The 24,051-nt window shown below is 61.2% G+C and carries 21 protein-coding genes; 2 read left to right on the top strand and 19 right to left on the bottom strand.

Annotated features, from left to right (window positions below):
* Positions 1 to 3 precede the first annotated feature (3 nt).
* Entirely contained in the window at positions 4 to 1,395 is a 1,392-nt protein-coding gene (lpdA, locus tag TU84_RS11895; RefSeq protein ID WP_048369276.1) for a dihydrolipoyl dehydrogenase, read from the top strand.
* Positions 1,396 to 1,498: 103 nt separating this feature from the next.
* Here lpdA and TU84_RS11890 read toward each other — a convergent pair whose 3' ends face one another.
* From TU84_RS11890 to TU84_RS11835, 12 genes are all read right to left on the bottom strand, one after another.
* Positions 1,499 to 2,458, bottom strand: a complete 960-nt coding sequence (locus TU84_RS11890) for an oligopeptide/dipeptide ABC transporter ATP-binding protein (protein WP_048369275.1) — start codon at positions 2,456 to 2,458, stop codon at positions 1,499 to 1,501.
* On the bottom strand, positions 2,458 to 3,447 hold the full coding sequence (locus TU84_RS11885; RefSeq protein ID WP_048369274.1) for an ABC transporter ATP-binding protein: 990 nt from the start codon (positions 3,445 to 3,447) through the stop codon (positions 2,458 to 2,460). Before TU84_RS11885 ends, TU84_RS11890 begins: the two co-directional genes overlap by 1 nt.
* Before the next feature lie 2 nt (positions 3,448 to 3,449).
* Positions 3,450 to 4,334, bottom strand: a complete 885-nt coding sequence (ddpC, locus tag TU84_RS11880; protein ID WP_048369273.1) for a D,D-dipeptide ABC transporter permease — start codon at positions 4,332 to 4,334, stop codon at positions 3,450 to 3,452.
* A gap of 1 nt (position 4,335) precedes the next feature.
* Complete coding sequence (locus tag TU84_RS11875) at positions 4,336 to 5,352, bottom strand: ABC transporter permease (protein WP_048369272.1); 1,017 nt, start codon at positions 5,350 to 5,352, stop codon at positions 4,336 to 4,338.
* Positions 5,353 to 5,428: 76 nt separating this feature from the next.
* Positions 5,429 to 7,000 (bottom strand): ABC transporter substrate-binding protein, encoded by a 1,572-nt coding sequence (locus TU84_RS11870; protein ID WP_048369392.1) that lies wholly within the window; start codon positions 6,998 to 7,000, stop codon positions 5,429 to 5,431.
* Between the two features lie 181 nt (positions 7,001 to 7,181).
* Positions 7,182 to 7,733 (bottom strand): D-alanyl-D-alanine dipeptidase, encoded by a 552-nt coding sequence (gene ddpX, locus TU84_RS11865; RefSeq protein ID WP_262123637.1) that lies wholly within the window; start codon positions 7,731 to 7,733, stop codon positions 7,182 to 7,184.
* Positions 7,734 to 7,770: 37 nt separating this feature from the next.
* Positions 7,771 to 8,625 carry a MurR/RpiR family transcriptional regulator gene (locus tag TU84_RS11860; protein ID WP_048369271.1) on the bottom strand — a complete coding sequence of 285 codons (855 nt, stop codon included), beginning with the start codon at positions 8,623 to 8,625 and terminating at the stop codon, positions 7,771 to 7,773.
* 293 nt (positions 8,626 to 8,918) lie between these two features.
* The gene (locus TU84_RS11855) at positions 8,919 to 9,962 is read right to left on the bottom strand and encodes a FecCD family ABC transporter permease (RefSeq protein ID WP_048369270.1); all 1,044 of its coding nucleotides are present in this window, start codon (positions 9,960 to 9,962) and stop codon (positions 8,919 to 8,921) included.
* Entirely contained in the window at positions 9,959 to 10,906 is a 948-nt protein-coding gene (locus tag TU84_RS11850; RefSeq protein ID WP_082148710.1) for a FecCD family ABC transporter permease, read from the bottom strand. Before TU84_RS11850 ends, TU84_RS11855 begins: the two co-directional genes overlap by 4 nt.
* Before the next feature lie 96 nt (positions 10,907 to 11,002).
* A complete protein-coding gene (gene fepB / locus TU84_RS11845; protein ID WP_048369268.1) occupies positions 11,003 to 11,899 on the bottom strand; it encodes a Fe2+-enterobactin ABC transporter substrate-binding protein in 897 nt (298 codons plus the stop codon).
* Positions 11,892 to 13,211 (bottom strand): NtaA/DmoA family FMN-dependent monooxygenase, encoded by a 1,320-nt coding sequence (locus TU84_RS11840; RefSeq protein ID WP_048369267.1) that lies wholly within the window; start codon positions 13,209 to 13,211, stop codon positions 11,892 to 11,894. Before TU84_RS11840 ends, fepB begins: the two co-directional genes overlap by 8 nt.
* Before the next feature lie 67 nt (positions 13,212 to 13,278).
* Positions 13,279 to 15,369, bottom strand: coding sequence for a TonB-dependent receptor (locus TU84_RS11835; protein WP_048369266.1), 2,091 nt, complete (start codon positions 15,367 to 15,369; stop codon positions 13,279 to 13,281).
* A gap of 257 nt (positions 15,370 to 15,626) precedes the next feature.
* On the opposite strand from TU84_RS11835, the gene TU84_RS11830 reads away from it, so the two are divergent.
* Positions 15,627 to 16,412, top strand: coding sequence for an IclR family transcriptional regulator (locus TU84_RS11830; protein WP_088500384.1), 786 nt, complete (start codon positions 15,627 to 15,629; stop codon positions 16,410 to 16,412).
* Between the two features lie 3 nt (positions 16,413 to 16,415).
* On the opposite strand, the gene TU84_RS11825 is transcribed toward TU84_RS11830, so the two are convergent.
* From TU84_RS11825 to glcF, 7 genes are all read right to left on the bottom strand, one after another.
* Positions 16,416 to 17,204, bottom strand: coding sequence for an ABC transporter ATP-binding protein (locus TU84_RS11825; RefSeq protein WP_048369264.1), 789 nt, complete (start codon positions 17,202 to 17,204; stop codon positions 16,416 to 16,418).
* Between the two features lie 130 nt (positions 17,205 to 17,334).
* On the bottom strand, positions 17,335 to 18,900 hold the full coding sequence (locus TU84_RS11820) for a GMC family oxidoreductase (RefSeq protein ID WP_048369263.1): 1,566 nt from the start codon (positions 18,898 to 18,900) through the stop codon (positions 17,335 to 17,337).
* A 12-nt stretch (positions 18,901 to 18,912) separates the two neighbouring features.
* Positions 18,913 to 19,470, bottom strand: coding sequence for a twin-arginine translocation signal domain-containing protein (locus TU84_RS11815; RefSeq protein ID WP_048369262.1), 558 nt, complete (start codon positions 19,468 to 19,470; stop codon positions 18,913 to 18,915).
* 129 nt (positions 19,471 to 19,599) lie between these two features.
* Entirely contained in the window at positions 19,600 to 19,992 is a 393-nt protein-coding gene (locus tag TU84_RS11810; protein WP_048369261.1) for a VOC family protein, read from the bottom strand.
* Positions 19,993 to 20,201: 209 nt separating this feature from the next.
* A complete protein-coding gene (locus TU84_RS11805; protein ID WP_048369260.1) occupies positions 20,202 to 22,382 on the bottom strand; it encodes a malate synthase G in 2,181 nt (726 codons plus the stop codon).
* Between the two features lie 23 nt (positions 22,383 to 22,405).
* On the bottom strand, positions 22,406 to 22,807 hold the full coding sequence (locus TU84_RS11800; protein WP_048369259.1) for a heme-binding protein: 402 nt from the start codon (positions 22,805 to 22,807) through the stop codon (positions 22,406 to 22,408).
* 24 nt (positions 22,808 to 22,831) lie between these two features.
* The gene (gene glcF, locus TU84_RS11795) at positions 22,832 to 24,049 is read right to left on the bottom strand and encodes a glycolate oxidase subunit GlcF (protein WP_048369258.1); all 1,218 of its coding nucleotides are present in this window, start codon (positions 24,047 to 24,049) and stop codon (positions 22,832 to 22,834) included.
* Positions 24,050 to 24,051: the final 2 nt, after the last annotated feature.

Genomic DNA, 24,051 nt, shown 5'->3' with positions numbered 1-24,051 from the left:
CCCATGAGCGATAACACTTTCGACGTGATCGTGGTAGGCGGCGGCCCCGGCGGTTACGTCGCGGCGATCCGTGCCAGCCAGTTGGGCCTGCGCACGGCGCTGGTCGAAAAGGCCCACTTGGGCGGGATCTGCCTGAACTGGGGCTGCATTCCCACCAAAGCCTTGTTGCGCAGTGCCGACGTCTTGCGCCTGATCCGCAATGCCAAAGGCTTTGGCATTGACGTGGGCCAGGCCAAACCGGACCTGGAGGCCATCGTCAAACGTTCCCGCGACGTGGCGGCGCAGTTGCAGCGCGGCGTCAGCGGGCTGATGAAAAAACACCGTGTCCAGGTCTTCAACGGCCATGGGCGGCTTAATGGCCCGCAGCGTCTGAGCGTGACCGGCGAGCAGGGCGAACAACAGCTGAGTGCGGCGCACATCATCCTTGCCACCGGCGCACGGGCCCGCGTGCTGCCGGGCATGGAGCCAGACGGCCAACATTTCTGGACCTACCGCGAAGCGCTGGTGCCAAAAAGCATACCCAAGCGTTTGGTGATCATTGGTGGCGGCGCCATCGGCATCGAGTTCGCCAGCTTCTACCACGCCCTGGGTGCCCACGTCAGCGTGGTGGAGATGGCCGAGCGCATCCTGCCGGTCGAAGACCAGGACATCAGCGCCCACGTGGCCCAGTCGCTGACCCGCGAAGGCATCAACTTGTACACCGGTTGTGCAGTCAAAAGCAGCCACGTCCAGCAGGGCAGCGTCCAGGTGCAACTGCAAGGCAAGCGCCAGGAGACGTTACAGGCCGATGTGGTGCTGGTGGCGGCCGGGATTGTGGGCAACGTTGAAGACCTTGGGCTCGAAGGGACTCGGGTCAAGGTCGAGCGCAGCCATGTGCAGGTCGATGACTACTGTCGCACCGACGAACCGGGCGTGTACGCCATTGGCGACCTTGCCGGGGCACCGTGGCTGGCGCACAAGGCCAGCCACGAAGCGGTGATCTGCGTGGAGAAAATTGCCGGGCAAACCCCGCATCCGTTGAACCCGCTCAGCGTCCCCGCGTGCACCTACAGCCACCCGCAAGTGGCCAGTGTCGGCTACACCGAAGCCCAGGCACGCGGGGCCGGCAAAGCGCTTAACGTCGGTAAATTCCCCTTCGTGGCCAACGGCAAGGCCATCGCCATGGGCGCCACCGAAGGTTTCGTCAAAGTCATCTTTGACGCCGACAGCGGCGAACTTTTGGGCGCACACATGGTGGGTGAAGAGGTCACCGAAATGATCCAGGGCTACGTCATCGCCCGCGGGCTTGAGACCACCGAAGCGGAACTGATCGACAGCATCCTGCCGCACCCGACCATGTCCGAAGCCATGCACGAAGCCGTGCTGGCCGCCTACGAGCGGGCACTGCACAGCTAATAAACCTTACACCTCGCCTGTAGGAGCGAGCTTGTCTCGCGATCTTTTGATCTTCAAAACACCCGATCAAAAGACCGCGAGCACTCTGGCTAAAGCGCTTCATTCACTGCTGCACATGGCACCGTACACCCGTCTCAAGCGCTTGCGGCTGTTGGCAGCCATCGGTGCTCAGGCTGCAGCGTTCACGGAAGAAACACCCCTGGGGAAGGTTTCGGTTGCCTGGCAATTCGGTGGGCGCCGCCACCTGTTCGGCCCGCAATGGCACGCCCAGGCGGGGAACGGCTTCGAAGAGCAGGCGGGTGTACGGGTGGCGCGGCTGATCGAGAACTTGCGCCGCGCTGCCCAGCTCGACGATCTGCCCCAAGTACATCACGGCCACCCGGTCAGACATGTGCCGTACCACCGAGACGTTATGGGAAATCAGGATGTAGGTCAGATTGCGCGCCCGTTGTAACTCGGCCAGCAGGTTGAGGATCTGCGCCTGCACCGAGATGTCCAGCGCAGAGGTGGGCTCGTCGAGCACGATGATGTCCGGGTCCGACGACAAGGCTCTGGCTATGGCGATCCGCTGGCGCTGGCCGCCGGAGAACTGGTGGGCAAAACGGTCGAGGTATTCCGGACGGATACCGACCTGGGCTGCCACTTTCGAGGCAATGTCGCGCATCTGTTCGCGTGAGCGCATGCCGCGCGCATAAAGCGGCTCGGTGATGATGCGCCAGATCGGCAACCTCGGGTTCAGTGATGATTGCGGGTCCTGAAAGACGATTTGCACATTGCTGCTGCCCTGGCCTTTGTTGCCGTTGGCCCAGTTCAACGCGCCACTGCTGGGGGCAACCAGGCCCATCAGCACTTGCGCCAGGGTACTTTTGCCACAGCCGGACTCTCCGACGATGCCCAGGGTTTCCCCGGCCCTGACCTGAAGGTCGATGCCATTGAGGGCATGGGCATAGCCGCGGGGCCGACCCAGCCAGTCATTGCTGGCGGGGAAGCGCACGCGCACGTCGGTCAATTGAAGGATCTCGTGAGGCACCACGGCCACCGATTCAGACACTGCACTGTTCATCACGAAAGCTCCTTATGCGGTAGCCAGCACGCGCTTTTACGTTGTTCATCGTGGTTGATGGCGGTCAACACCGGCCGCTCGCTGCACATTGGCAACGCATGCTGGCAGCGCTCAGCGAACGTGCAGCCGACGGGCAGGCGCGAGAGATTCGGCACTTGCCCGGGAATGGTCATCAAGGGCTGCCCCGGCTCGACCATTTCCGGCAAGCCGCTGAGCAACCCTTGGGTGTAGGGATGGCGCGGATTGCGCATTACATCCGCGGTCAGCCCTTGCTCAACCACCGCGCCGGTGTACATCACGTACACCCGGTCACAGAACTGCGACACCAGGGCCATGTCGTGGGTGATCAACAGAATGGCAGTACCTTTTTGCCGGGCCTTTTCTTGCAGTAATAGCAGTACCTGGCGTTGCACCGTGACGTCGAGTGCGGTGGTGGGTTCGTCGGCGATCAGCAACTTCGGCTCACATGAAAACGCCAGGGCAATCATGACCCGCTGGCGCATGCCGCCCGACAGTTCGAACGGGTAGCTGTCCAGAACCTGCTCGGGGCTGGCGATGTGCATGTCGCGCAGCAGCTCGATGGCCTTGGCCCGGGCCTGTTGTGTACTGATTTTTTGGTGATGGATGATCACGTCGAGCATTTGCCGACCGATCCGCCGCGTCGGGTTGAGTGCGGTCATCGGCTCCTGGAAGATCATCGCCGCATCACGGCCGCGAATCTTCAAAAGCTCTTTTTCAGGGGTGTTGAGCATGTCGCGATCGAGCATGCTCAGGCTGCCGGAGGTGATCCGGTAACTGCGCTCGGGCAGCAAGCGCATGCTGAGCATCGCGGTGACGGATTTACCCGACCCGGACTCGCCGACCACGCCCACAATTTCGCCGGGGTTGACGTGCAAAGACACGCCATTGAGGGCCTTGACGCTGCTCTTGTAGGCCGGGAACTCAAGGCTCAAGTTGTCGATGGCCAACACTGGATTGCAAGTAGACATGCTTATTTCCCCTGCTGGCGTGGATCGAGCAGATCGCGTACGCCATCGCCCAACAAATTGAAGCCCGTCGCCGTAATCAGAATCGCCAGCCCCGGGAAGGTGGAGTACCACCAGTTATCCAGAATGTAATTGCGCCCGGTGGCGACCATTGCCCCCCACTCAGCGGTGGGCTGTTGCGCACCCAGGCCGATAAAGCCCAGGGCCGAGGCCATGAGAATAGCGCTGCCGATGTCCAGACTCAGTTGCACCAGCAATGGTGGCATGGCGTTGCGCGCAACGTGCCAGTGGACCATGTGCCAGCGCTCGGCACCGAAGGTTTCGGCGGCCTTGACGTAGCCCATCTGGCGAATGCTCAAAGACTGGCCGCGGGCCAATCGCACATAAGAAGGGATCCGCACCAAAGTGATTGCCAGCATGGCATTGAACAGGCTGGCGCCCAGAGCGGCCGCCAGGGCCATGATCAGCACCAGTGACGGCACCGACAGCATGATGTCCATCATGCGCATGGTCACGGCGTCGAAACGCCCGCCAATCACCCCGGAAAAACAGCCCAGCAGCCCGCCGATAAAGCACGCGGAAAAGGCCACGAACAAACCGACGCCAACCGATTGACGGCTGCCGAACAGCACCCGGCTGAACAGGTCCCGGCCTACTTCATCGGTACCGAACCAGTGCTCGGCAGACGGCGCGGCCAAACGCGCCGAGAGGTTCAGGGCGTTAGGGTCATGGCTGGCCAGCCACGGCGCGAAGATCATGCACAGCACCACCATCAGGGTGATGGCCAGCCCGGCCATGGTCAGCGGGCTGCGGCGGATCTGATGGATCAAGTAGGCGGTTTGCTCGCGCCAGCGCGGGGTGGGGGCGGTGGAAGTCAGAGGAACGGACATTTCAATTCACCTCGCCGATACGCGGGTCGATCACGCGATACAGAAGATCGATGGCCATGTTCAGCAACACATAGATAAACGACACCAAAATGGCGAAACCCATCACCGCCGGGAAATCCAGCGACTGGATCGACTTGACGACGTAGGCGCCCATGCCGGGCCAGGCGAAGACGGTCTCGGTGAGCACTGCGCCGTAGAGCAGGTCGCCCAGGGTCAGGCCGAGCACCGTGACCGAAGGGATCAACGCATTGGGCAGGGCGTGGCGCAGGATCACGGTCCAGCGCGACAGGCCATAGGCGCGGGCCGTGCGGATATAGTCCTCGCCGAGCTGGTCGAGCATGGCGGAGCGAATTTGCCGGGCGATCACCCCCAGGGTCACGAAACCCAGTGTGGCGGCGGGCAGGATGAGGTGTTTGAGCGCATCCACAAACAGGCTGAAGTTTCCGGCCAGCAGGGCGTCAATCAGGTAGAACCCGGTGATCGTGGTTGGCGGGGCAAGCCCTTCGGACAGGCGCCCGCCACCGGGCAGCCAGCCCAGGTGGCCATAAAACAGCACGATGGCGCCCAGCCCCAGCCAGAAAGCCGGGGTTGAAATCCCGGTGACCGCCAGGGTCCGTGCAATCTGGTCGATGGCGCGGTTGTGATAGACGGCCGACAACACACCCAGCGGTACGCCCACCACAATCGCCAGGAACAACGCGACCACTGCCAGTTCCAGGGTCGCCGGGAAGAACGCCTGCAGGTCTTCGAGCACCGGGCGATTGGTGCGGATCGACGTGCCGAGGTCGCCCTGCACCAGGTCCAGCAAGTAACGGCCATATTGTTGGTACAGCGGTAAATCCAGCCCCAGTTGATGGCGGATGCCGGCCACCAGCTCATCGCTGGCACGGTCACCGGCAATCAGTCGGGCGGGGTCGCCAGGAATCAGGTGGGAAATGGCAAAAGTAATCAGCGAAACACCGAACACGACCAGCAACAGGCCAAGCAGGCGCTTGCGCAACAACGTCAGGAAGGCCATAAGGCACCTCTGTTACTCAAACGACAGATATCAGAAAACCGTGCACGCCTTTAGCGGCGTGCACGAAAGCACCGGTTCACTTGCTCATGCTGCCCAGGTTGAAGACCTGTTCGAGCATGGGGTTGAACACATAGCCTTTGACCGAATCACGCATCGGCAAGGTGTAGCTCTTTTGGTAGAGGTACACGTAAGCACTGTCGTTGAGCGCCAGCTTTTGCGCGTCCTGATACAACTCGACGCGTTTGGCCTGATCGCTGGTGGTGGCCGCTTCACGAATCAGCGTGTCGACCTGCGGGTTGCTGTAGAACGAGCGGTTGCCTTGCAGGCCCTGCATTTTGGAGTCGAACCAGAAGTTCATGAACATGTACGGGTCGGCGAAGTCAGGGCTCCAGGTGCCGACGGCGATATCATAGTCGGCCTGGCCAACCCGTTCGCGCAGGGTGGCGTTGGCGGTTTTTTCCATCTTGAGGTTAATACCCAGCGGCATCAGAGCCGCTTGCAAGGTCAGGCCAATCGGTTCCCAGTTGGCGTCCTTGTCCGAGTACATGTAACTCAGGTTGGTGATCTTTTTCGGCACTTTGGCCAGGCTGTCGGCTGCTGCCGTCATGTCCTGCTTCATGTTCGGCAGCGAGCTGTCATACGCCCACATGCCTTTGGGGATCGGCCCGTTCAGCAGTTCGGCCTTGTCCTTGAGAATGCCGCTGACGATGCCCTTGTAGTCCACCGCTTCGGTGATCGCACGGCGGGCGTCAACGTTGGTCAGCGGGCCTTTTTTGTTGTTGAGGTACAGGTAGGTCACCCGCAGGGACGGGTACTCTTTGACCGCAATGCCTGGCTTGCTGGCCAGCGCCCCCAACTGGTCTTCGGGCATGTCCTCAATAATGTCCAGGTCGCCACGTTCCAGTTGCAAGCGACGTACCGATGGCTCGGCGATGATCTTCAACACCACGGTTTTCAACGCAGGCGCGGGGCCGGCGTAGTGAGGGTTTGGCTCCAGGGTCAGCGACTGGCCTTTTTGCCAGTTGGCCAGACGATAAGGGCCCGAACCTGCGGTGTGGCTGGACAGCCAGGCGTTGGTGTCTGCGCCTTTGTTCGCCACCAGCGGGTTGATCACCGAGGCGCCGTTGTGGGCCAGGGTGTAGAGGAACGGCGCAAAAGGTGTTTTCAGGGTGAAGCGGATGGTCTGCGGGTCAACCACAGTGACCACCATGTCTTCCGGGAATGCACCGGACGGCCCTTGCTTGAGGGTCATCAAACGGTCGAACGAGAATTTCACTGCTGCGGCGTCTACGGCGCTGCCGTCATCGAACTTGTTGCCCGGCTTGAGCTTGAATTCCCATACCAGGTTGTCGGGGGACACGGTCCAGCTTTCGGCCAGGTCGCCCTCGACTTCGGTGCTGCTCTTGTCACCGTCGGTCTTGTAGCCCACCAAACGCTGATAGGACGGGTAGGTAATGGTCCAGTCGTTGTTATCAAACGTCACGGCGGGGTCGAGGGTTTGCGGGTCGGCGGGTTTGCCGATAATCAGCGTGTCCTGTGCCACGGCGGCGGTAGCAGCCTGCCAGGCACCGAGGCTCAAGGCGGCACACAAAAAACTCAGCGCCAATCTGCGGGCACGGGGAGGGGTGTGGCGGTTCACGGGGTTCATGACGGTCATTGCCGGTTTCCTTCAACATTCGATGTCTGGAAGTGGGTCAGGTTTTTTTTTGGAATCTATAACCGGGCAGTAGCAGTTGAAGCATGTTTGCAGCGTTTTTGTTGTTCTTTTCTGGCAGTGCGTTGGCCCTGAAACTCTGTGGTTTCATCGACCTTTACGGCTCAAACAGGTGTTACTCGTGGATCAACGGGTAGTCGTCGGCGTTGGGTAATTCGTAATGCCACCATTCACTGGCGATCGGCTGGAAGCCGGCTCCGAGCATCACCCCTAACAGCAGCAAGCGATTGCGTTGCACCTGCACGGGCAAGTGTGGGTAGAACTGGTGCGAGGGTTCTTCCATGGTGTCGAAACCCGTGCCCATATCGAGCGCTACGCCGTCGCCGTCCACCAGTGTCAGGTCAACCGCGACACCACGACTGTGGTGTGAGCCCAGATGCGGATCGCGCACGTAGTCGCCGTTGGGCAAGGCTTCCCACAACAGGAACTGCGCAGCAGGCGGCCGGTAGGCGTCATAAATCAGCAGGCTGTAACCGGCCAGTCGCGCCAGTTCGCTGGCTTTGCGCAGGCAGGCGGCGGCATCGCGATGCAGCAGGCAACGGGTTGTCGGGTAGATCACTTTGCCGGCCAGATTGTCGGCAGTGGCGTAGATCATGTTGATCTGCACCTGAAACTGCCGGGCATCAATCTCAATCAGTGGGCTGGGACTGGTAACGCTCTGATTCACACACTCACTCCTGGTGAAATCGGTTGGGGCACTGCGCTTAACCTTCGAACTGGCCGAAGGCTTTTTGCAGTTGACGGTTCTTGGCCAAACGTTCGTCCAGATGCTCGCCATATTGCTGCGCAACAGCTGAAACCATGAGATTCAACAGGCATGCCAGTGGCGCCGGGGAATCCCAGAATTGGCCAACATCGGTTTTGATCTGCAACAGATCCAGCGCGTAGTCACGGGCCCACGGGCATTGCAGGTCGGTAATCAGGGCCAGCGGCAATGAGTTTTCCAGGGCCGCCTGGCAGAAGGTCTGGGTCACGCTGGAATACGCGCGAAAGTCGGCAATGATCGCGTAGGGGTTGTCGAAGCCTGAGTTCAAGGTTTCGGCATAAATGCCAGACAGGCCGTCCACGTAGTAAACCTTGGGGCGGATGTACTCAAGGTGGCTGTGAAAGGCCGTGAGAATCCCGCGGGTGGACTGGATGCCGATAATAAACACGGCATCGGCTTCGTGGATGCGTTTGACGATCTGGGCAAAGGCTTCGCTGCGCGCCACTTCATAGACGTACTGGATCGCTTCGATTTCACGTTGCATCGAACGGTCGAGCGCGTCACCGCCGTTGCTTTCAGCGCGAAAGGCTGCAATCCGGTCGGTGATCAACCAGGACGCAGGCACTTCACCGCGCAAGCTCTGTTTGACGTCGTCGAGGTTCTGATAACCCAACGAGCGCAAGAACCGCCCGACCGAAATTCCGGTGGTTGAGGCTTGCAGCGCAATGCTGTCCGCGGACTCGAAAGGGAGTTGTTGCGGGTTGCCGAGCAAGTAACTGGCAATGCGCTTGCCGGTCGGCGTCATGCTGGAAAACTCGTTTTCCAGCAACTGAAAAAAATTGTTTTTTTCCATAAAGATCAACGCGCGCCGACAGATGAGTGTTATGTGAGTGTCATTTTCACTCTTTGTGTTATCAACATAACATCAGTCTTCGAGCGGACACAACGGCTTTTCTGCGGATTGCAGAGGAATTAATTTTTGGCGTGGGAATGCCGCTCACTTAAGCCATTCAGGCTCTGTGGGAGCGGGCTTGCTCGCGATGGTCGTTAACGATGACGCGTACTGACCGACTCAATGGGGGGCTCTGAAGGCCATCGCGAGCAAGCCCGCTCCCACACTTGACTAGCGTTAATTCCAACAGAGGGTTAGCCGATTGGCTTGCGACTTCGGGTCAGTAGCCACAGCAGGTAAAACCCGCCCAATAGCCCGGTGGTCAGGCCGATGGGCAGGTTGAGGTTCAGCGGGAAGCGCTGGCTCACCAGATCGGCGCTGAGTAACAGCAGGGCGCCCATAATGGCGCCGGACACCAGCGGAATGTCCGGTGAGCCGGTCAGGCGTCTGGCCAGTTGCGGCGCTGCCAGGGCGATAAAGCTGATCGGCCCGGCCGCCGCCGTGGCGATCGAGGTCAAACCCACGGCGGCCATGACCATCACCAGTCGCGAGCGCTCAACCGGGACGCCCAGTTGGCAAGCGGTGTCGTCACCCATCTCGAGAATATTCAATTGCCGCGCATGGTAGATCGCAATCGGCACGATCAGCACAAAGCCTATTGCAGCCGGCACCACGTGGGACCAGGTGCGGGTGTTCAGCGAACCCGACAACCACAGTTGCGCGGTCATGGCCTGATCGAGGTCGCCGGTCACCAGCAAGACAGTGTTGAGGCCGGTGAGCATGGCGCCGACGCCAATCCCCACCAGCACCAGACGATAGCCGCCGGTGGTGCGGCCTTTCAGCGACAGGACAAACACCACGGCGGCTGTGCAGACGCCTGAGAGCACGGCCGCCAGCGAGGTGCCCAACGGCCCGGCATTGAACAGGATGATTTGCACAATGGCGCCACTGGCTGCGCCGGTGGTAAAGCCAATGATGTCCGGCGAGCCCAGCGCATTGCGCGAGATCGACTGAAACACCGACCCGGCCATGCCCAACGCGGCGCCGACAAACACGGCGGTGAGCACGCGGGGCAAACGCACCCGCTGAATGATCCGCTCGGCCGTCGGGTTGTCACCCAGGCCGAACAGGCTGGCGAGCACTTCGCCGGGGCTCAGGTGCAAGGTGCCGATGCCCAGCAACAGCACAGCCAGCAGCAGTCCCAAGAGCAGTAATCCGGCGCCGATCAACGCCGCCCGTGGGCGCCAGACAAACGAGCAGTGTGCGAAACGAAGCACGGCGGGCAGGCTGTTTTTCATAGTTGGCTCAGTCGGTACTTGCGCACCACAGCAATAAAGAAGGGCCCGCCTAGCAACAGGGCGACGATCCCGGCAGCGATTTCAGATGGGGCGACCACCACCCGGCCCAGCACGTCGGCACCCAGCAGCAGGATTGCCGCGTAGAGCCCGGAGTAGGGCAGGATCCAGCGATAATCCGGGCCCACCAGCAAGCGGGCAATGTGCGGTGCCACCAGCCCGACAAAGGCAATCGGCCCGGCCCCGGCCGTGGCTGCCCCGGCCAGCAGCATGACCGCCAGGCACGCCAGCAGCCAGGTCGAGCGCGGGCTGGCGCCGAGTGCCAGGCCCAGGTCCTTGCCCAACGCCAAAATGTTCAGGTTGCTGACAATCAGCAGGGCCAACGCGCAGCCGAGGCTGACCGCCACGGCCAAGACGACGGCTGCCTCCAGCCCGCTGCGCTCAAGTGATCCAGAAGCCCAATGGCGGAACTGATCGAACACCTCGGTGGGGGCATTGAGAATAAAGATCCCGGTGATCGAGGTCAGCATGATCGACAACCCGGCCCCGGCCAGTACCAGCCGCACCGGGTTGTTCCCGCTGGAGTGGGCCTGGCCGATGATAAACACCGCTATCCCGGCCAGCCCGGCGCCGATAAAGGCAAACCAGACATAGGCCAGTGGCGTGACCACCTGGAACGCCACCGCGCCGATGATCACCGCCAGCGCGGCACCGGCGTTGATCCCCAGCAGGCCCGGTTCGGCCAGCGGGTTGCGCGTCACGGCTTGCATGATCGCCCCCGCCACGCCCAGGGCCAGCCCGGCGAGGATCGCCACCAGCGTGCGCGGCACGCGCATTTCGCGCACGATCAGGTGCAAGTCGTTATGCCGGTCGTAATGCCTGAGCGCGTCCAGCACCTGCGCCAGATCAATCGAGCGTGAGCCCAGCGTCAAGCTCAGCACACTCATCAACAACAGCAACGCAACGCCGCCGATCAGCCCCCGGTAACGCTTGCGTTGGCGGGCATCACCGCGTGCGGTGTATTGCAAAGACAATGGCCTCACTCAGTGAAAACTCCGTGCCACGGTGTCGATCATTTGCCGCCCCGAGTAGTAGTCGATGCGAAACGAGCTGACTCCCAGCGGGTAGACCCGTTTATGGATCACCGCAGGCAGGTTGGCCAGCACCGGATCCGCGAGAAACGCTTGCACGTCGGCGTCATTGCCGCCGAGTAAAAACACGCTGTCACCGACAATCGCTCTGGACAGGTTTTCACGGGAGATAAAACCCACGTCCGAGCTGCGTCGCACTTGCGCGTCCAGCGCCTCGGGCAAGCCAGCGACCTTGAACCCCAGCGCCGACAACAGGCGCGCCTGCGGGCTGCTCGGCAGGCCGACCGAGTAACTCCCGGCAATGTTGTAGCCGACCACGCTTACCGGTTCGGCCGGCGGTGTCAGGGTCGCGGCAACCTGCGCGGTGTAGTCGTCGAAGCGCTTGATCGCGTCCTGTGCCTGCTGTTCCAGGCCCGTCACCTTGCCCAGTTCAACTGCCATTTGCTGCCAGCTCTGGTTCGAGTAGTTGACCACGGTGGTGTTGATGCCCTGGGCTTGCAGCTCACCCTGATGCTGAATCACGCTGTCGGCCCCGGTGGCAGACAGCACCAGCAGGTCCGGGTCCTGGCCGATCACCGCTTCGATGTCGAACAGCAAATTGCTGTACAGCACCTGCACCCCGCGTTGGTCGGCCACCTCAGCCCATTGCGTGAAAAAGCCCTTGGCGTCAGACAGCCGGCTGGGGGTGGTCGCGGCAGTGGCGATCAAGGGCGCGTTCATGGCCAGCAAGATGCCGGTCACGCTGGGAGTGGTCGAGACGATGCGCCGGGGTGTGTCGGCGGCGTGGACGACACTGGCCAGCAGCAAGGCCGCCAGCGACAACAAGGGCAGGGCGCGCAGTTTAATCATCGGTGCATGGCTCGTTGAGGTGATGGGCAAAGGTCGAGCCGCTGTATTGCTCGCGGAAACGCCCGGCTTGTACCAGACGCGGCATCACCTGCTGCAGAAATAAATGCACGGACTCGACAGCCCCTCCCGGCGCCGCGATAAAGCCGTCGATGGCACCCGAGTCGGCCCATTCAAGGATCTGCTCCACGGCATCGTCGACGGTGCCCACCACTTGCCAGTGCGCCGCCGAAATCACTTCCGGGCGCAGCAGCAGTTGGTCAATGGTCAGCGATTCGCGTTCGATCAGGCGTCGCAGCAGGCTGTTATGGGTACGGCTCCCGGCACTGGGTGGTACTTCAGGCAGGTCGGCCCTGGTTACCAGGCGATCGGCTGCCCAGTGACTCAGGTCGAGGCCGATCATGTCTTTGATCGACGCCAGTTTGCGCGTGCGGTCGAGGCGGGCATGGGTTTGCATAAACAGGGCGCGGGCTTCTTCGCGGGTGGCGGCCAGGTACAGGCTGAGGCCGGGCAACAAACGAATATCTGCCGGGTTGCGACCGTGGCGCAGGGCACGTTCAGACAGGTCGCGGCGCAGGTCTTGGGCGGCCTCTATGTCGGGCGTCGGGGCGAACACCAAGTCGGCCACCGAGGCCGCAAAATCGCGCCCGGAGTCCGACGCGCCGGCTTGAATCAGCGGGATGCGGGTGTCGGGGAAGGCGGGCAAATTGAGCGGGCCTTTGACCTTGAGGTGCTTGCCGTCATGGTTGATCGGATTGACTTGGGCCACGTCCGCATAACGGCCGCTGGCGCGGTCTATCTCCAAGGCTTCACTGGGGAAGCTGGCCCACAGCGCCTGCACCACCTGGGTGAATTCGGCGGCGCGCTCATAGCGCTCTTCGGCGCTGGGCATGTGTTCCAGGCCAAAATTTTCGTGGCCTTGCAGCGCGGTGACGATGTTCCAGCCCGCGCGGCCACGGCTCACCCAGTTCAGCGATTGCAGCTGGCGGGCAACCACGTACGGCGGAAAAAAGGTGGTCGAGACGGTTGATACCAGGCCGATATGCGTGGTTTCCCGGGCGACAGCCGCCAGCAGCACGGTGGGATCGAGGCTGGCAAAGCCCGAGCCGCTGGCAAGCATTTCGGTGGGCATGCTGCTGACGTCCGGGCGGAACACAAAGTCCAGGTGTGCGGCTTCGGCGCGGCGGGCCAGGTCAATGGCGTAATCAGCGGTGAAAATCCCTTCGATGTTGCTGTTTTCGCGTCTCCAGCCGTCGCCGCTCAACCAGGTGGGCGCCAGGGACAGACCGATATGCAGGTGTTTTTTGCGACTCATGATCAAACCTTTGTGACCTAAACAAAAAGATCGCGAGACAAGCTCGCTCCTACAGAGGGGCGGGGGATCAGAACGCGCCCTTGACCCCGATGCCGAACATCCGGGGTGTGGTCATGCTCGCTTCAAGGCCGCCGATGCCACGGTTTTGCTGCATGTAAATAGCGGAGCGGTCGTCGAAGACGTTCTTCACGTAGCCATAGAGCTCGACCGCTTCACTGAAGCGATAACTCATGCGCGCATCGGTCAGGGTGTACGAGTCGATGCTCAGGCTCTTGGTGTTGGCGGTGTCGGAGTAGTAGCCGTCGAAATGCCGCACTTGCACCGACAGGTTGGCTTTGTCGGTGATGTCCCAGCTCGGGCCAAAGCTCAGGCTGTAGCCGGGGGAACGGGCAAATTCATTGGCTTCATACGATTCGTTGCTAGAGATCTTGTCGATGCGGGTGCGCAAGGTGCCAACGCTGCCGCGCAGTTTGAGGGTGTCCAGCACTTGGTAGTCCGCACCCAGCTCAAGCCCGTAGCCATGGGCTTTTTCGGCATTGATGGTGTACGACTGGGCGACGCCGGGCGAGATCACCACCGGGATGTTGTACTGCGCGTCCTTGAAGTCCATGTAGAACAGGTTGGCGCTGAGGATCAGCCGGTCATTGAGCAGGTTGGCGCGGGTGAACAGTTCATAGTTCCACACCGATTCTTCCTTGAAATCCTGCCACTGGCGGGTGCTCAGGTTAAGCGACATGCCGCCCGGGTTGTAGCCACGGCTGACCATCGCGCCGACGGTCCAGTCCGGGGTGGCGGCAAAGGCCAGCGACACTTTGGGTAGAAACGCCGAGAAGGTTTTCTGGTAGTCCAGCGGGCCGGGGGCGAGCACCGAGGTGCCCTGTCGGTCAATACGGTCTTCCTGATAACGCAGGCCGCTGCTGAGGGTCCAGCGGTCGTTCAGGCGGTAATTCAATTCACCGAAGACGCCGTAGTTTTCCTTGGTGTCATCAAAGCTCGACAGCCCCGACAGCAGCAGGGATTCATCGGATTTGGTGCGGGCCACATACACGCCGCCGACGCCGCTGAATTCGCTGTGCTGGTCACCAAAGGTCAGGCGCGTTTCGTTGGACAGGTTGTTCTGCTTGACGTCGGCGTCGCCCTGGCCGCGAATGCCGGTGTAGCGTTTGACGCTGGAGTGCGAGTACTGGGCCTGGTTGAACAGTTTGAGGCCGTTGTCGAAGTCATAGCTGACATCGAGGATCCCGGTGTTGGTGGTCTGCTCCCACGACGGCATGGTCGTGGTGGTGTGGTCGAGCTTGTGGAAAGGCTCGGAGGCCGCTTCCTGGCTGGGGCGGTTGCTGTCGTTATGGACCAGTGTCAGCTTGGCTTCCAGCCCGGTGATCGAACTGGGCAGCCAGAGCAATTTGGCGCGGGCGTTCAGCGCGCTGAAGTCCTGATCGGTCTTGCCCTTCTGGAAGTTGGGGCTGGTGTAGTCAATAAACGTGTCGCGGGCCGAGTAATCCACCGCCAGACGGCCCGCCAGGTCTTCGCCCATCAATGGGCCGGAGAGGGCAATCGAGGTGCGTTTGTGGTTGTAGTTGCCGATTTCGGCCTGGTACAGCGCCTCGGGGGTGAAGGTCGGGTTTTTGGTGTTGACGATGATCGCCCCGGCAATCGCGTTGGCCCCTTGCGAGGTGGTTTGCGGCCCGCGGAACACTTCGATGCTGTCCAGATCCCAGACCGACGTCGCGCCAAAGAACATCTCGTTGTAATTCAGGTAGTGGCCGTCGAGGTTGATCGTCGCGCGGGGCACGGTGCCGCCCCAGAACACGTTCTGCCCGTTGTTCGGCCCCTGGCTGTCCATCCCGCGAATGACCGGAGCGCCCACGGTGTCGGTGTAGATCACGTTGGGTACGCCCTGGAGCACTTCATGAACCGTCGAGTCACCGGTTTTTTGCTGGTCGATTTCGCGACCGCTGATGACCGTGACCGAGGAGGCGGTGTTCTTTAACTCACGCTCAAGTTTCTCGCCAGTGACGGTAATCGGCTCGAACACCAGCGATGTTTTCTTCTCGCTGACCACGCTCTCTTCAGCCAGCGCACAGGACGCGCCGAGCAGGGTAGACAAGGTTAAAACGCTGAAACCACGGCTCAGCTTGCGGGATGGATAGGCCTTCAAGAGATACTCCAAATGAGAATGATCCTCGTTAATGGCGATCCTAGCATGTAGTCATTACGTTCCTCAATAAAGAATTCATTCCTCTATGCGGTATTTGTTGGTGTGAACTACGCTGCTTTTTTTGTCCGCAGTAAGGGACGCTAAAGTCGGTATCATGCGCATCGCCGTTGCGTCATCGCGTCGTCGATGGATGCCTATTGAGAGACTGCTGCGAGACAGTGGCGAGGAGAGGTTATTTGAAGAAGTTGAAGGCCAGCGTGGACGACGAGGCCCCCGAGACCCCGAACGAAAAGCGCTCGGGCACGATTCAGTCGGTGGCCATTGCTGCACGGTTTTTGAATGTGCTGGCCAGCGCTGAGCGCGAACTGGCCTTGGGTGAAGTCGCCCGGCGCACCAGTACCGGCGGTTCCACGACCCATCGCTATCTGCAAAGCCTGGTCAAGGAAGGCCTGGCCAAACAGGACCCGGCCACCGGCCTGTATGACCTCGGCCCGGCGGCGCTGAGCATTGGCATTGGCGCCCTCAAACGTGTGGACGCGGTAGAAATCGCCGCCGCGCAAATGAAAGCCCTGGCCTACCAGCATGCCGCCAGTGGCGGGGTGGCGATCTGGACCGACCGCGGGCCGACGCTGGTGCGCTGGTATCGCAGCGCCTACTTCTCCATCAGCCCTTTGGCCCTGGGCGATATCTTGCCGCTGGACAACACCGCCTGCGGGCTGGTGTTTCAAGCCTTTTTGCCGAAGACCACGATTGATGCAGCGCGCAAGCAACAGCCCGCGCATTTTCGCGGCACGCCGCCAACCAAGGCGGTGCTTGAAGACGTGCGCAGTGCTTGCTGGTCCGAGCTCACCAGCCACCTGCTGTCGAACGTGACCGGGCAGGCCGCTCCAGTGTTTGACGCCCAGGGCGAGCTGGTCTGCGTGATGACCACCGTGGCCGATCTGGGCCAGTTGAAATCGCCCAAAGATCGCCGTGCGCTGTTCCATGCGGCCAACCGGGTCAATCAGTCCACCGGCGGTTTGCCCTGGCAGGGTGGCGAGTAAACCTTAGTCGATGGCCCGGGCCTTGGGCACCACCAGCGGGGTGCCGGTGATCGGGTCAGGAATGATCACCGATGCCAGGCCGAACACTTGCTCGACCAGCGCTTCGGTGAATATTTCACTGGGAGCGCCCTGGTCGACAATCGCACCGTCCTTCATCGCAATGATGTGTGAAGCGTAACGGCAGGCCTGATTGAGATCGTGCAGCACGGCGACAATCGTACGGCCCTCGCGGTTGAGGCGGGCAAGCAGTTCGAGCAGCTCGATCTGGTGGGCAATATCGAGAAACGTGGTGGGTTCATCCAGCAGCAGGATCGGTGTTTCCTGCGCCAGCACCATGGCAATCCACACACGCTGGCGCTGGCCGCCGGACAGTTCGTCCAGCAAGCGGCCGGCCAGTTCCGTGACCTGCGCTGCCGCCATCGCCGCGCTGACGGCCTGCTCGTCAGCCTGCGACCATTGGCGCAAAAAAGACTGATGCGGATAACGCCCACGGGCGACCAGATCGGCCACGGTGATGCCATCGGGTGCCACCGCCGTTTGCGGCAACAAACCGAGGGTGCGGGCAACTTCCTTGGCCGGCAACTGCGTGATGACCTGCTGATCGAGCAACACCTGGCCGCTGGCCGGGGTCAGCAAGCGGGACAAGGCGCGTAACAAGGTCGACTTGCCACAGGCGTTGGGGCCGACGATCACGGTGAACGAGCCATCGATAATGCTGACCGAAAGATCGGTCGAAATCGTCCGTTGCTCGTAACGCAGCGTTACGGCATCGGCACGCAAGCGATGGGTCATGGAGAAGAGTTCCTGGCCAGTCAGAAGGGCGGCCAGTATCACAGATGCGGAATTTGTTCCGCAATACGGAAAGTGCGGGGCGATATCAAGATCAAAAGATCGCGAGGCCCGCGATCTTTTGATGTGAACGTTACGCGGCCTTGGTTTTAAGGGCCTCGGCAATGTAATCCGCTTGCCGGATGGCCAGGCTGACAATCGTCAGCGTGGGGTTTTCGGCCGCGCTGGTGGTGAACTGGCTTCCGTCCGAGATAAACAGGTTAGGCACCTCGTGGCTCTGGCCGTGTTTGTTGCACACCCCGTCAGCCTCTTTCAGGCTCATGCGGCAAGTGCCCAGGTTGTGGGTTGAAGGGTAGGGCGGCACGCGGTGGGTCTTCAGCGCGCCCACCGCTTCGTACACCGCGCTGCCTTGTTTGAAGGCGTGCTCACGCATGGCCAGGTCATTGGGGTGATCGTCGTAATGCACGTTGGCCACGGGGATGCCCAAGTGGTCCTTGGTGTCACTCAAGGTGATGCGGTTGGTCTCGCGGGGCATGTCTTCACCCACCAGCCACATGCCCGCCAGATGCGTGTAGTTGTCCATCACACGGGTGAAATCCCGGCCCCAGGCGCCCGGATTAAAAAACGCCGCCATAAACGAAGGCCCGAGAGAAATGGTCTCCATTTCATAGCCGCCGACAAACCCGCGATCCGGGTTGAAGCGCGATTCGTCACTGATCAGCCCCGCCATGATCGTGCCCCGATAGAAATGCACCGGGTCGTTGAACTCGGCGAATACCGAGCCGGTGGTGTGGCGCATGTAGTGCTTGCCGACCATCCCCGAGCCATTGCCCAAACCGTGGGGAAACATTGCGCTGGACGAGTTGAGCAACAAACGCGGGGTTTCAATCGCATTGCCGGCAATCGCCACCACACGGCCTTTTTGCCGGTGCAACTGGCCTTGGGCATCGGCATAGACCACGGCATTGGCGCGGCCCTTGGCGTCATGTTCGATGCGCACGGCATGGGCCTGGGTGCGCAAGTCGAGCTTGCCGGTGGCTTCGGCGGCGGGGATTTCGGTATACAGCGTGGACCACTTCGCGCCCATCTTGCAGCCCTGGAAACAGAACCCGAGCTGCATGCATTGTGCGCGGCCATCCCGGCCACGGCTGTTGATTGCCATGTGCCCGGTTGAACACTCCTTGTAGCCGAGCTTTTTGGCGCCGTTGTACATCACCTGGAAATTGTTGTTGCCCGGTAAGCCGGGGATATCGTGGGTGCGGGTGACGCCCATTTTGTTTTCGGCGCGTTCGTAATAGGGCTCCAGTTCAGCCAAGGTCAAGGGCCAGTCCAGCAGGTTGGCGTCTTTGACATCGCCGTACATCTGGCGTGCGCGAAATTCGTGTTCTTGCAGGCGAATACTGGCACCGGCCCAGTGGGTGGTGGTGCCGCCCACGGTTTTGCAGATCCAGGCGGGCAGGTTGGGGAAGTCTTTGGCGATCTGCCACGAGCCCGACGTGGTGCGGGTGTCGCCCCAGGACAATTGCGCAAACGAAGGCCATTCATCGTTGATAAAGGTTGCCGGGGATTGCCGCGCACCGGCCTCCAGCAACACCACCGGGATGCCTTTTTGGCACAACTCGTTGGCCAGCGTGCCGCCGCCTGCGCCGGAGCCGATGATGATCACTACCGAATCGTCGTCAAAACTGTAAGTCGTCATGTTCGCTGCTCCTCAAAACGCACTGGGACTGGCATCGGCTGGCGCGGCGGGTAGCCACTTCAGGTCATTGAAGCCGCGCATCAGGTAGCCGCCTTTAGGGAAGGAGGCGCCTTCGTAGCCGAAGTGCTCGTAGGCCAGTTCATTGCTGTACAGCGAATTGACCGACGTGCCGCGCACCAACTTGAAAAAGTCGCTGTTCTGGATTTTTTCAAGCAGGGCCACTTGCTGGTTTTCATCCAGGCTCGCCCACTTGCCGCCCGCCAGCGTGTCCAGTTCGGCGAGGCCTTTTTCCAGCTGCGGCAGAATTGAAGGGTCGGCCGATGCGCGCTCATCCAGCGCCTTCACAGCAAAGGCGTAGACAGCGTCTTCCATGCGGTCATGGGGATAAATGCGCCGCACCACAAGCAACAATTGCGTCGCTGCATGACTGGGGAGTGTGTTCATTTCCATGGCCCAGGACTGGCTGGGAGCCAGCAGCGCGATGGGGCCGGAACTGAACACGAGGGTGCCTAACAGCAGCCCGCCACTTCCTTGCAGAAAGCGACGACGATTGACCTTTAGGTCTTGCATGAAATGTCTCCTTGTTATTTTTATAGGAGTAACAGTGTCACAGGCAAATCACAGGTCGCGGGTTGGCGGGAGCGGGTGACAGCAGTAAGCCCGTCCAGCCGGACGCCGGTTTAAAGCAATCAGGTGTTTCTATTGATAGTGACCTCCACGTTGCAGCACCTCGATCTTGTAGCCATCGGGGTCCTGGATAAAAAAGAACCGCGCGAGCAGTTCGCCGTCTCTTTTAAATTCTTTGATGGGGGCGGGCGACCACTGCAAGTCGCTGAGGCGCTTGAACTGCTGATCGAGATCATCGACCACGAAGGCGGCGTGCCCGTAGCCCGTGCCGTGGGTGTACTCGGCCTGGCCCTTGTTCCAGGTGAGTTCTATTTCTGCGCCACTCTCGATGTCGCGCAGATACACCAGTGAGAAGTCGTCAAACTCCAGGCGATGTGACTCGATAAGCCCAAACGCCTGCTGATAGAAATGCATGGATTTTTCGAGATCGCCTACGCGGATCATGGAATGAATAAACTTTGCCATTGCCTCATCCTGCCTTGGAATTCTGGTTCTTGTTATAAGCACATTCCAATGGATCATGAGACCAATTGCAGCGGGGCAGGTAATAGAGGGGTACTACGTTTTGGCATGTTGCGATCGATTTAAAGATCGCAGCCTCGCGTTGCTCGGCAGCGACTACACGTTTGTCATCCCTGTAGTCGCTGCCGAGCAGCGCGAGGCTGCGTCAAGGTTTACCCCTGCGACTGTTTATACGCCAGCCGGAACGTGTGCAGCAGCGGCTCGGTGTAGCCATTGGGTTGCGCGCACCCTTCAAACACCAACGCGCACGCCGCTTGAAACGCGACCGATTGATCAAAATTTGCCGCCATGGGCGTGTACTGCGGATCGTCGGCGTTTTGCTGGTCAACCACCCGGGCCATGCGCTGCAAGATTTCGAGGGTTTGCTCGCGGCTGATCACGCCATGCAGCAGCCAGTTGGCGATGTGCTGGCTGGAAATACGCAACGTCGCGCGGTCTTCCATCAGGCCCACGTCGTGAATGTCGGGCACTTTGGAGCAACCAATGCCTTGTTCAACCCAGCGCACCACGTAGCCCAGCAAGCCTTGGGCATTGTTTTCGACTTCTTCGCGAATGGCGTCCGCTGACCATTCGGCCTTGCTCACCACCGGCACGCTGAGCAGTCCTTCAAGCAGGGATTCGCTGACGTCGGCGTAGCGGGTCTGTTCGAGGGTGGTTTGCACGTCGTGTACCGACACCTGGTGGTAATGCAGCGCATGCAGGGTCGCCGCCGTGGGTGAAGGCACCCAGGCGGTGGTGGCACCGGCTTGGGGGTGGGCGATTTTCTGTTGCAGCATGTCGGCCATCCGGTCCGGCATGGCCCACATGCCTTTGCCGATCTGTGCGCGACCGCGCAAGTTGCAATCAAGCCCCACCAGCACGTTGTTGCGCTCGTAGGCGGCAATCCACGGCGTGCCTTTCATGTCGCCCTTGCGCAGCATCGCCCCGGCTTGCATGGCGCTGTGGATTTCGTCGCCGGTGCGGTCGAGAAAGCCGGTATTGATGAACGCCACCCGTGACGCGGCGGCGCCAATGCAGGCCTTGAGGTTGACGCTGGTGCGCCGCTCTTCGTCCATGATGCCCATTTTCAGGGTGTGCCGTTTGAGCTGCAGAAGGTCTTCGACCCGGCTGAATAACTGCTCGGCGAACGCCACTTCGGCCGGGCCGTGCATTTTCGGTTTGACGATGTACACGCTGCCGGCGCGGGAGTTGCCCCGGCGTTGCAGGTCATGCACGGCGATCAGGCTGGTGATGACGCCGTCGAGAATCCCTTCGGGAATTTCCAGTCCCTGGTTATCGAGGATCGCCGGGTTGGTCATCAGGTGCCCGACGTTGCGAATAAACAGCAACGAGCGCCCGGGCAGCGTCAGCGGCGAGCCGTCGGTGCCGGTGTATTCGCGGTCGGGGTTGAGGCGTCGGGTGATGGTTTTGCCGTTTTTGACCAGGTCTTCTTTAAGGTCGCCCTTCATCAGGCCCAGCCAGTTGCGATAGACCTGCACCTTGTCGTCTGCGTCGACCGCTGCTACCGAGTCTTCACTGTCGATGATGGTCGAGAGTGCGGCCTCCATCAGCAGGTCTTTGACCCCTGCGGCGTCCGACTGGCCGATGACGCTGTGGCGGTCGATCTGGATTTCAACGTGCAGGTCATTGTGCTTGAGCACAATGGCCGTCGGCTCGGCGGGCGCACCTTGATAACCAAGGTATTGGGCGGCGTTGGCCAAACCGCTCTGGCTGCCATCTTTGAGGCTGACCAGCAGGGTTCTGCCTTCAATCTGGTAGCGCGTGGCATCCACGTGCGAGCCCTTTTGCAGCGGGAACGCCTGATCCAGAAACGCCCGGGCAAACGCAATCACTTTGGCCCCGCGCAGCGGGTTGTAGGCGCGACCCGCTTCAGCACCGCCGTCGCTGGCGATCACATCGGTGCCATAGAGCGCGTCGTACAGCGAACCCCAGCGGGCATTGGCCGCATTCAGGGCGTAGCGCGCATTGGCGGCAGGCACCACCAACTGTGGCCCGGCCTGTGTGCTGATTTCGCTGTCGACGTTGGCCGTGTTGACCTTGACCTGCTCCGGTTGCGCTTGCAGGTAGCCAATGCCGCTGAGGAAGCTGCGGTACGCCGCCATGTCGGTGATCGGGCCGGGGTGCGCACGGTGCCAGGTGTCGAGTTCGCCTTGCAGGCGATCACGCTCGGCCAACAGGGCGCGGTTGATCGGCGCCAGTTCGTGCACCAGCCCGGCGAAACCGCTCCAGAACGCTTGTGCATCCAGCCCGGTGCCCGGCAGCACGTCGTGTTCAATGAAGTGGTGCAGCACAGGTGCAACCTTGAGGCCGTGGCAGTTAACAAAATCGCTCACTGTTATCTCTCCTTCAGTTCGGTTTATTTGAGGCTGTGCGCGCCAGCTTTGGCGACTTGCGCGTCTTGCACGGAGGTGACCCCGGACACGCCAATGGCTCCGATGACCTGGCCGTCGACGATGATCGGCACGCCGCCTTCAAGGGAGGTCAGCAACGGCGCGGACAAAAACGCATGGCGGCCGCCATTGACCATGTCTTCGTAGCCTTTGGACTCGCGGCGGCCCAGGGCGGAGGTGCGGGCTTTTTCGGTGGCGATGTAGGCGCTGATCGGCGCGCACTCATCGAGCCGCTCCAGGGCCAGCGGGTGGCCGCCGTCATCGACAATCGCGATGCTCACGGCCCATTGGTTGTTTTGCGCCTCGAGGCGGGCAGCCTTGAGAATCTGCTGGACTTCGGTCTGGCTCAATACGGCTTTGCTTTTCATGACAGGTCTCAAGTGAGTTGGGGGTTAAGGCAATGCCGCTTCGACCAGCTCGATCCAGTGCCGCACCGGGGTGCGTCCGGCACCGTTAAGGTGGGTCTGGCAGCCGATATTGGCGGTGATGATGACCTCGGGTTTGCCGCTTTCCAGCGCGTTCAACTTGTTATCGCGCAGTTGCCGCGACAATTCGGGTTGGGTCAGCGAATAAGTGCCTGCCGAGCCGCAGCACAAATGGCTGTCAGGCACCGCAGTGAGGTTAAAACCCAGGCGGGTGAGGACGGATTCCACCGCGCCGCCGAGCTTTTGTGCGTGCTGCAAGGTGCACGGGCAATGGAAGGCCACCCGCTGGCTGCTGCTGATGGCAAGGGTTTCCAGAGGCTCGTTGCGCAACACCTCAACCAGGTCCTTGACCAGGGCACTGACCTTTTTGGCCTTGTCGGCATACGCCGGATCGCTGCTCAGCAAGTGCCCGTATTCTTTGATAAAGGCCCCGCAGCCGCTGGCGGTTTGCACGATGGCTTCGGCGCCTTGTTCAATGCTTGGCCACCAGGCGTCGATGTTGCGCCGGGCCCGGTTCAGGCCCGCGGCTTGTGCGTCGAGGTGGTAATCCACGGCGCCACAACAACCGGCCTCACGGCCTGGCGTGATGCTGATGCCCAGCCGGTCCAGCACGCGGGCGGTGGCCGCGTTGGTGTTAGGCGACAAGCCGGGTTGCACGCAGCCTTCGAGCATCAATACCTGACGGGCATGACGGCGGGTCGGGCGTGCTTTGGCAGGCTCGACGTTGTGTGGCAGCTTGCTTTGCAAGGTCGCGGGCAACACGGCGCGAAACACCTGACCGCTGCCCAGCAACCCTTTAAACAGGCCCGGTTTGGGCACCACGGCGCGTAACCCCTCGCGCAACAGGCGCTGGCCAAGCGGCCGCTGCACCGCCGCGTCCACCACCGCCCGGCCGATGTCCAGCAGGTTGTGGTAATCGACCCCGGAAGGGCAGGTGGTTTCGCAATTGCGACACGACAGACAACGGTCCAGATGCGCTTGGGTTTTGCGGGTGACGTCGTTGCCTTCCAGCACTTGCTTGATCAGGTAAATCCGCCCGCGCGGGCCGTCCAGTTCATCGCCGAGCAATTGATACGTCGGGCAGGTGGCATTGCAGAAACCGCAGTGCACGCAGGACCGCAGGATGCGTTCGGCTTCTTCGGCACGGGGCAGTTGCCGGGCCTCTTGGCTCAAAGTGGTTTGCATGG

The sequence above is a fragment of the Pseudomonas helleri genome, assembly GCF_001043025.1.
GTDB lineage: Bacteria > Pseudomonadota > Gammaproteobacteria > Pseudomonadales > Pseudomonadaceae > Aquipseudomonas > Aquipseudomonas helleri.
Note: the sequence above shows the minus strand (reverse complement) of the source record. Positions and strands in the feature narration are given on the sequence as shown.

Excerpts from the sequence above, each read along its gene's own strand:
- fepB (WP_048369268.1), bottom strand. The coding sequence starts at position 11,899 with ATGATTAAACTGCGCGCCCTGCCCTTGTTGTCGCTGGCGGCCTTGCTG.
- TU84_RS11875 (WP_048369272.1), bottom strand. The coding sequence starts at position 5,352 with ATGGCCTTCCTGACGTTGTTGCGCAAGCGCCTGCTTGGCCTGTTGCTG.
- TU84_RS11860 (WP_048369271.1), bottom strand. The coding sequence starts at position 8,625 with ATGGAAAAAAACAATTTTTTTCAGTTGCTGGAAAACGAGTTTTCCAGC.
- TU84_RS11800 (WP_048369259.1), bottom strand. The coding sequence starts at position 22,807 with ATGAAAAGCAAAGCCGTATTGAGCCAGACCGAAGTCCAGCAGATTCTC.
- ddpC (WP_048369273.1), bottom strand. The coding sequence starts at position 4,334 with ATGTCCGTTCCTCTGACTTCCACCGCCCCCACCCCGCGCTGGCGCGAG.
- TU84_RS11820 (WP_048369263.1), bottom strand. The coding sequence starts at position 18,900 with ATGACGACTTACAGTTTTGACGACGATTCGGTAGTGATCATCATCGGC.
- lpdA (WP_048369276.1), top strand. The coding sequence starts at position 4 with ATGAGCGATAACACTTTCGACGTGATCGTGGTAGGCGGCGGCCCCGGC.
- TU84_RS11840 (WP_048369267.1), bottom strand. The coding sequence starts at position 13,211 with ATGAGTCGCAAAAAACACCTGCATATCGGTCTGTCCCTGGCGCCCACC.
- TU84_RS11855 (WP_048369270.1), bottom strand. The coding sequence starts at position 9,962 with ATGAAAAACAGCCTGCCCGCCGTGCTTCGTTTCGCACACTGCTCGTTT.
- glcF (WP_048369258.1), bottom strand. The coding sequence starts at position 24,049 with ATGCAAACCACTTTGAGCCAAGAGGCCCGGCAACTGCCCCGTGCCGAA.
- TU84_RS11885 (WP_048369274.1), bottom strand. The coding sequence starts at position 3,447 with ATGTCTACTTGCAATCCAGTGTTGGCCATCGACAACTTGAGCCTTGAG.
- TU84_RS11890 (WP_048369275.1), bottom strand. The coding sequence starts at position 2,458 with ATGAACAGTGCAGTGTCTGAATCGGTGGCCGTGGTGCCTCACGAGATC.
- TU84_RS11870 (WP_048369392.1), bottom strand. The coding sequence starts at position 7,000 with ATGAACCCCGTGAACCGCCACACCCCTCCCCGTGCCCGCAGATTGGCG.
- TU84_RS11850 (WP_082148710.1), bottom strand. The coding sequence starts at position 10,906 with ATGAGTGTGCTGAGCTTGACGCTGGGCTCACGCTCGATTGATCTGGCG.
- TU84_RS11810 (WP_048369261.1), bottom strand. The coding sequence starts at position 19,992 with ATGGCAAAGTTTATTCATTCCATGATCCGCGTAGGCGATCTCGAAAAA.
- TU84_RS11825 (WP_048369264.1), bottom strand. The coding sequence starts at position 17,204 with ATGACCCATCGCTTGCGTGCCGATGCCGTAACGCTGCGTTACGAGCAA.
- TU84_RS11815 (WP_048369262.1), bottom strand. The coding sequence starts at position 19,470 with ATGCAAGACCTAAAGGTCAATCGTCGTCGCTTTCTGCAAGGAAGTGGC.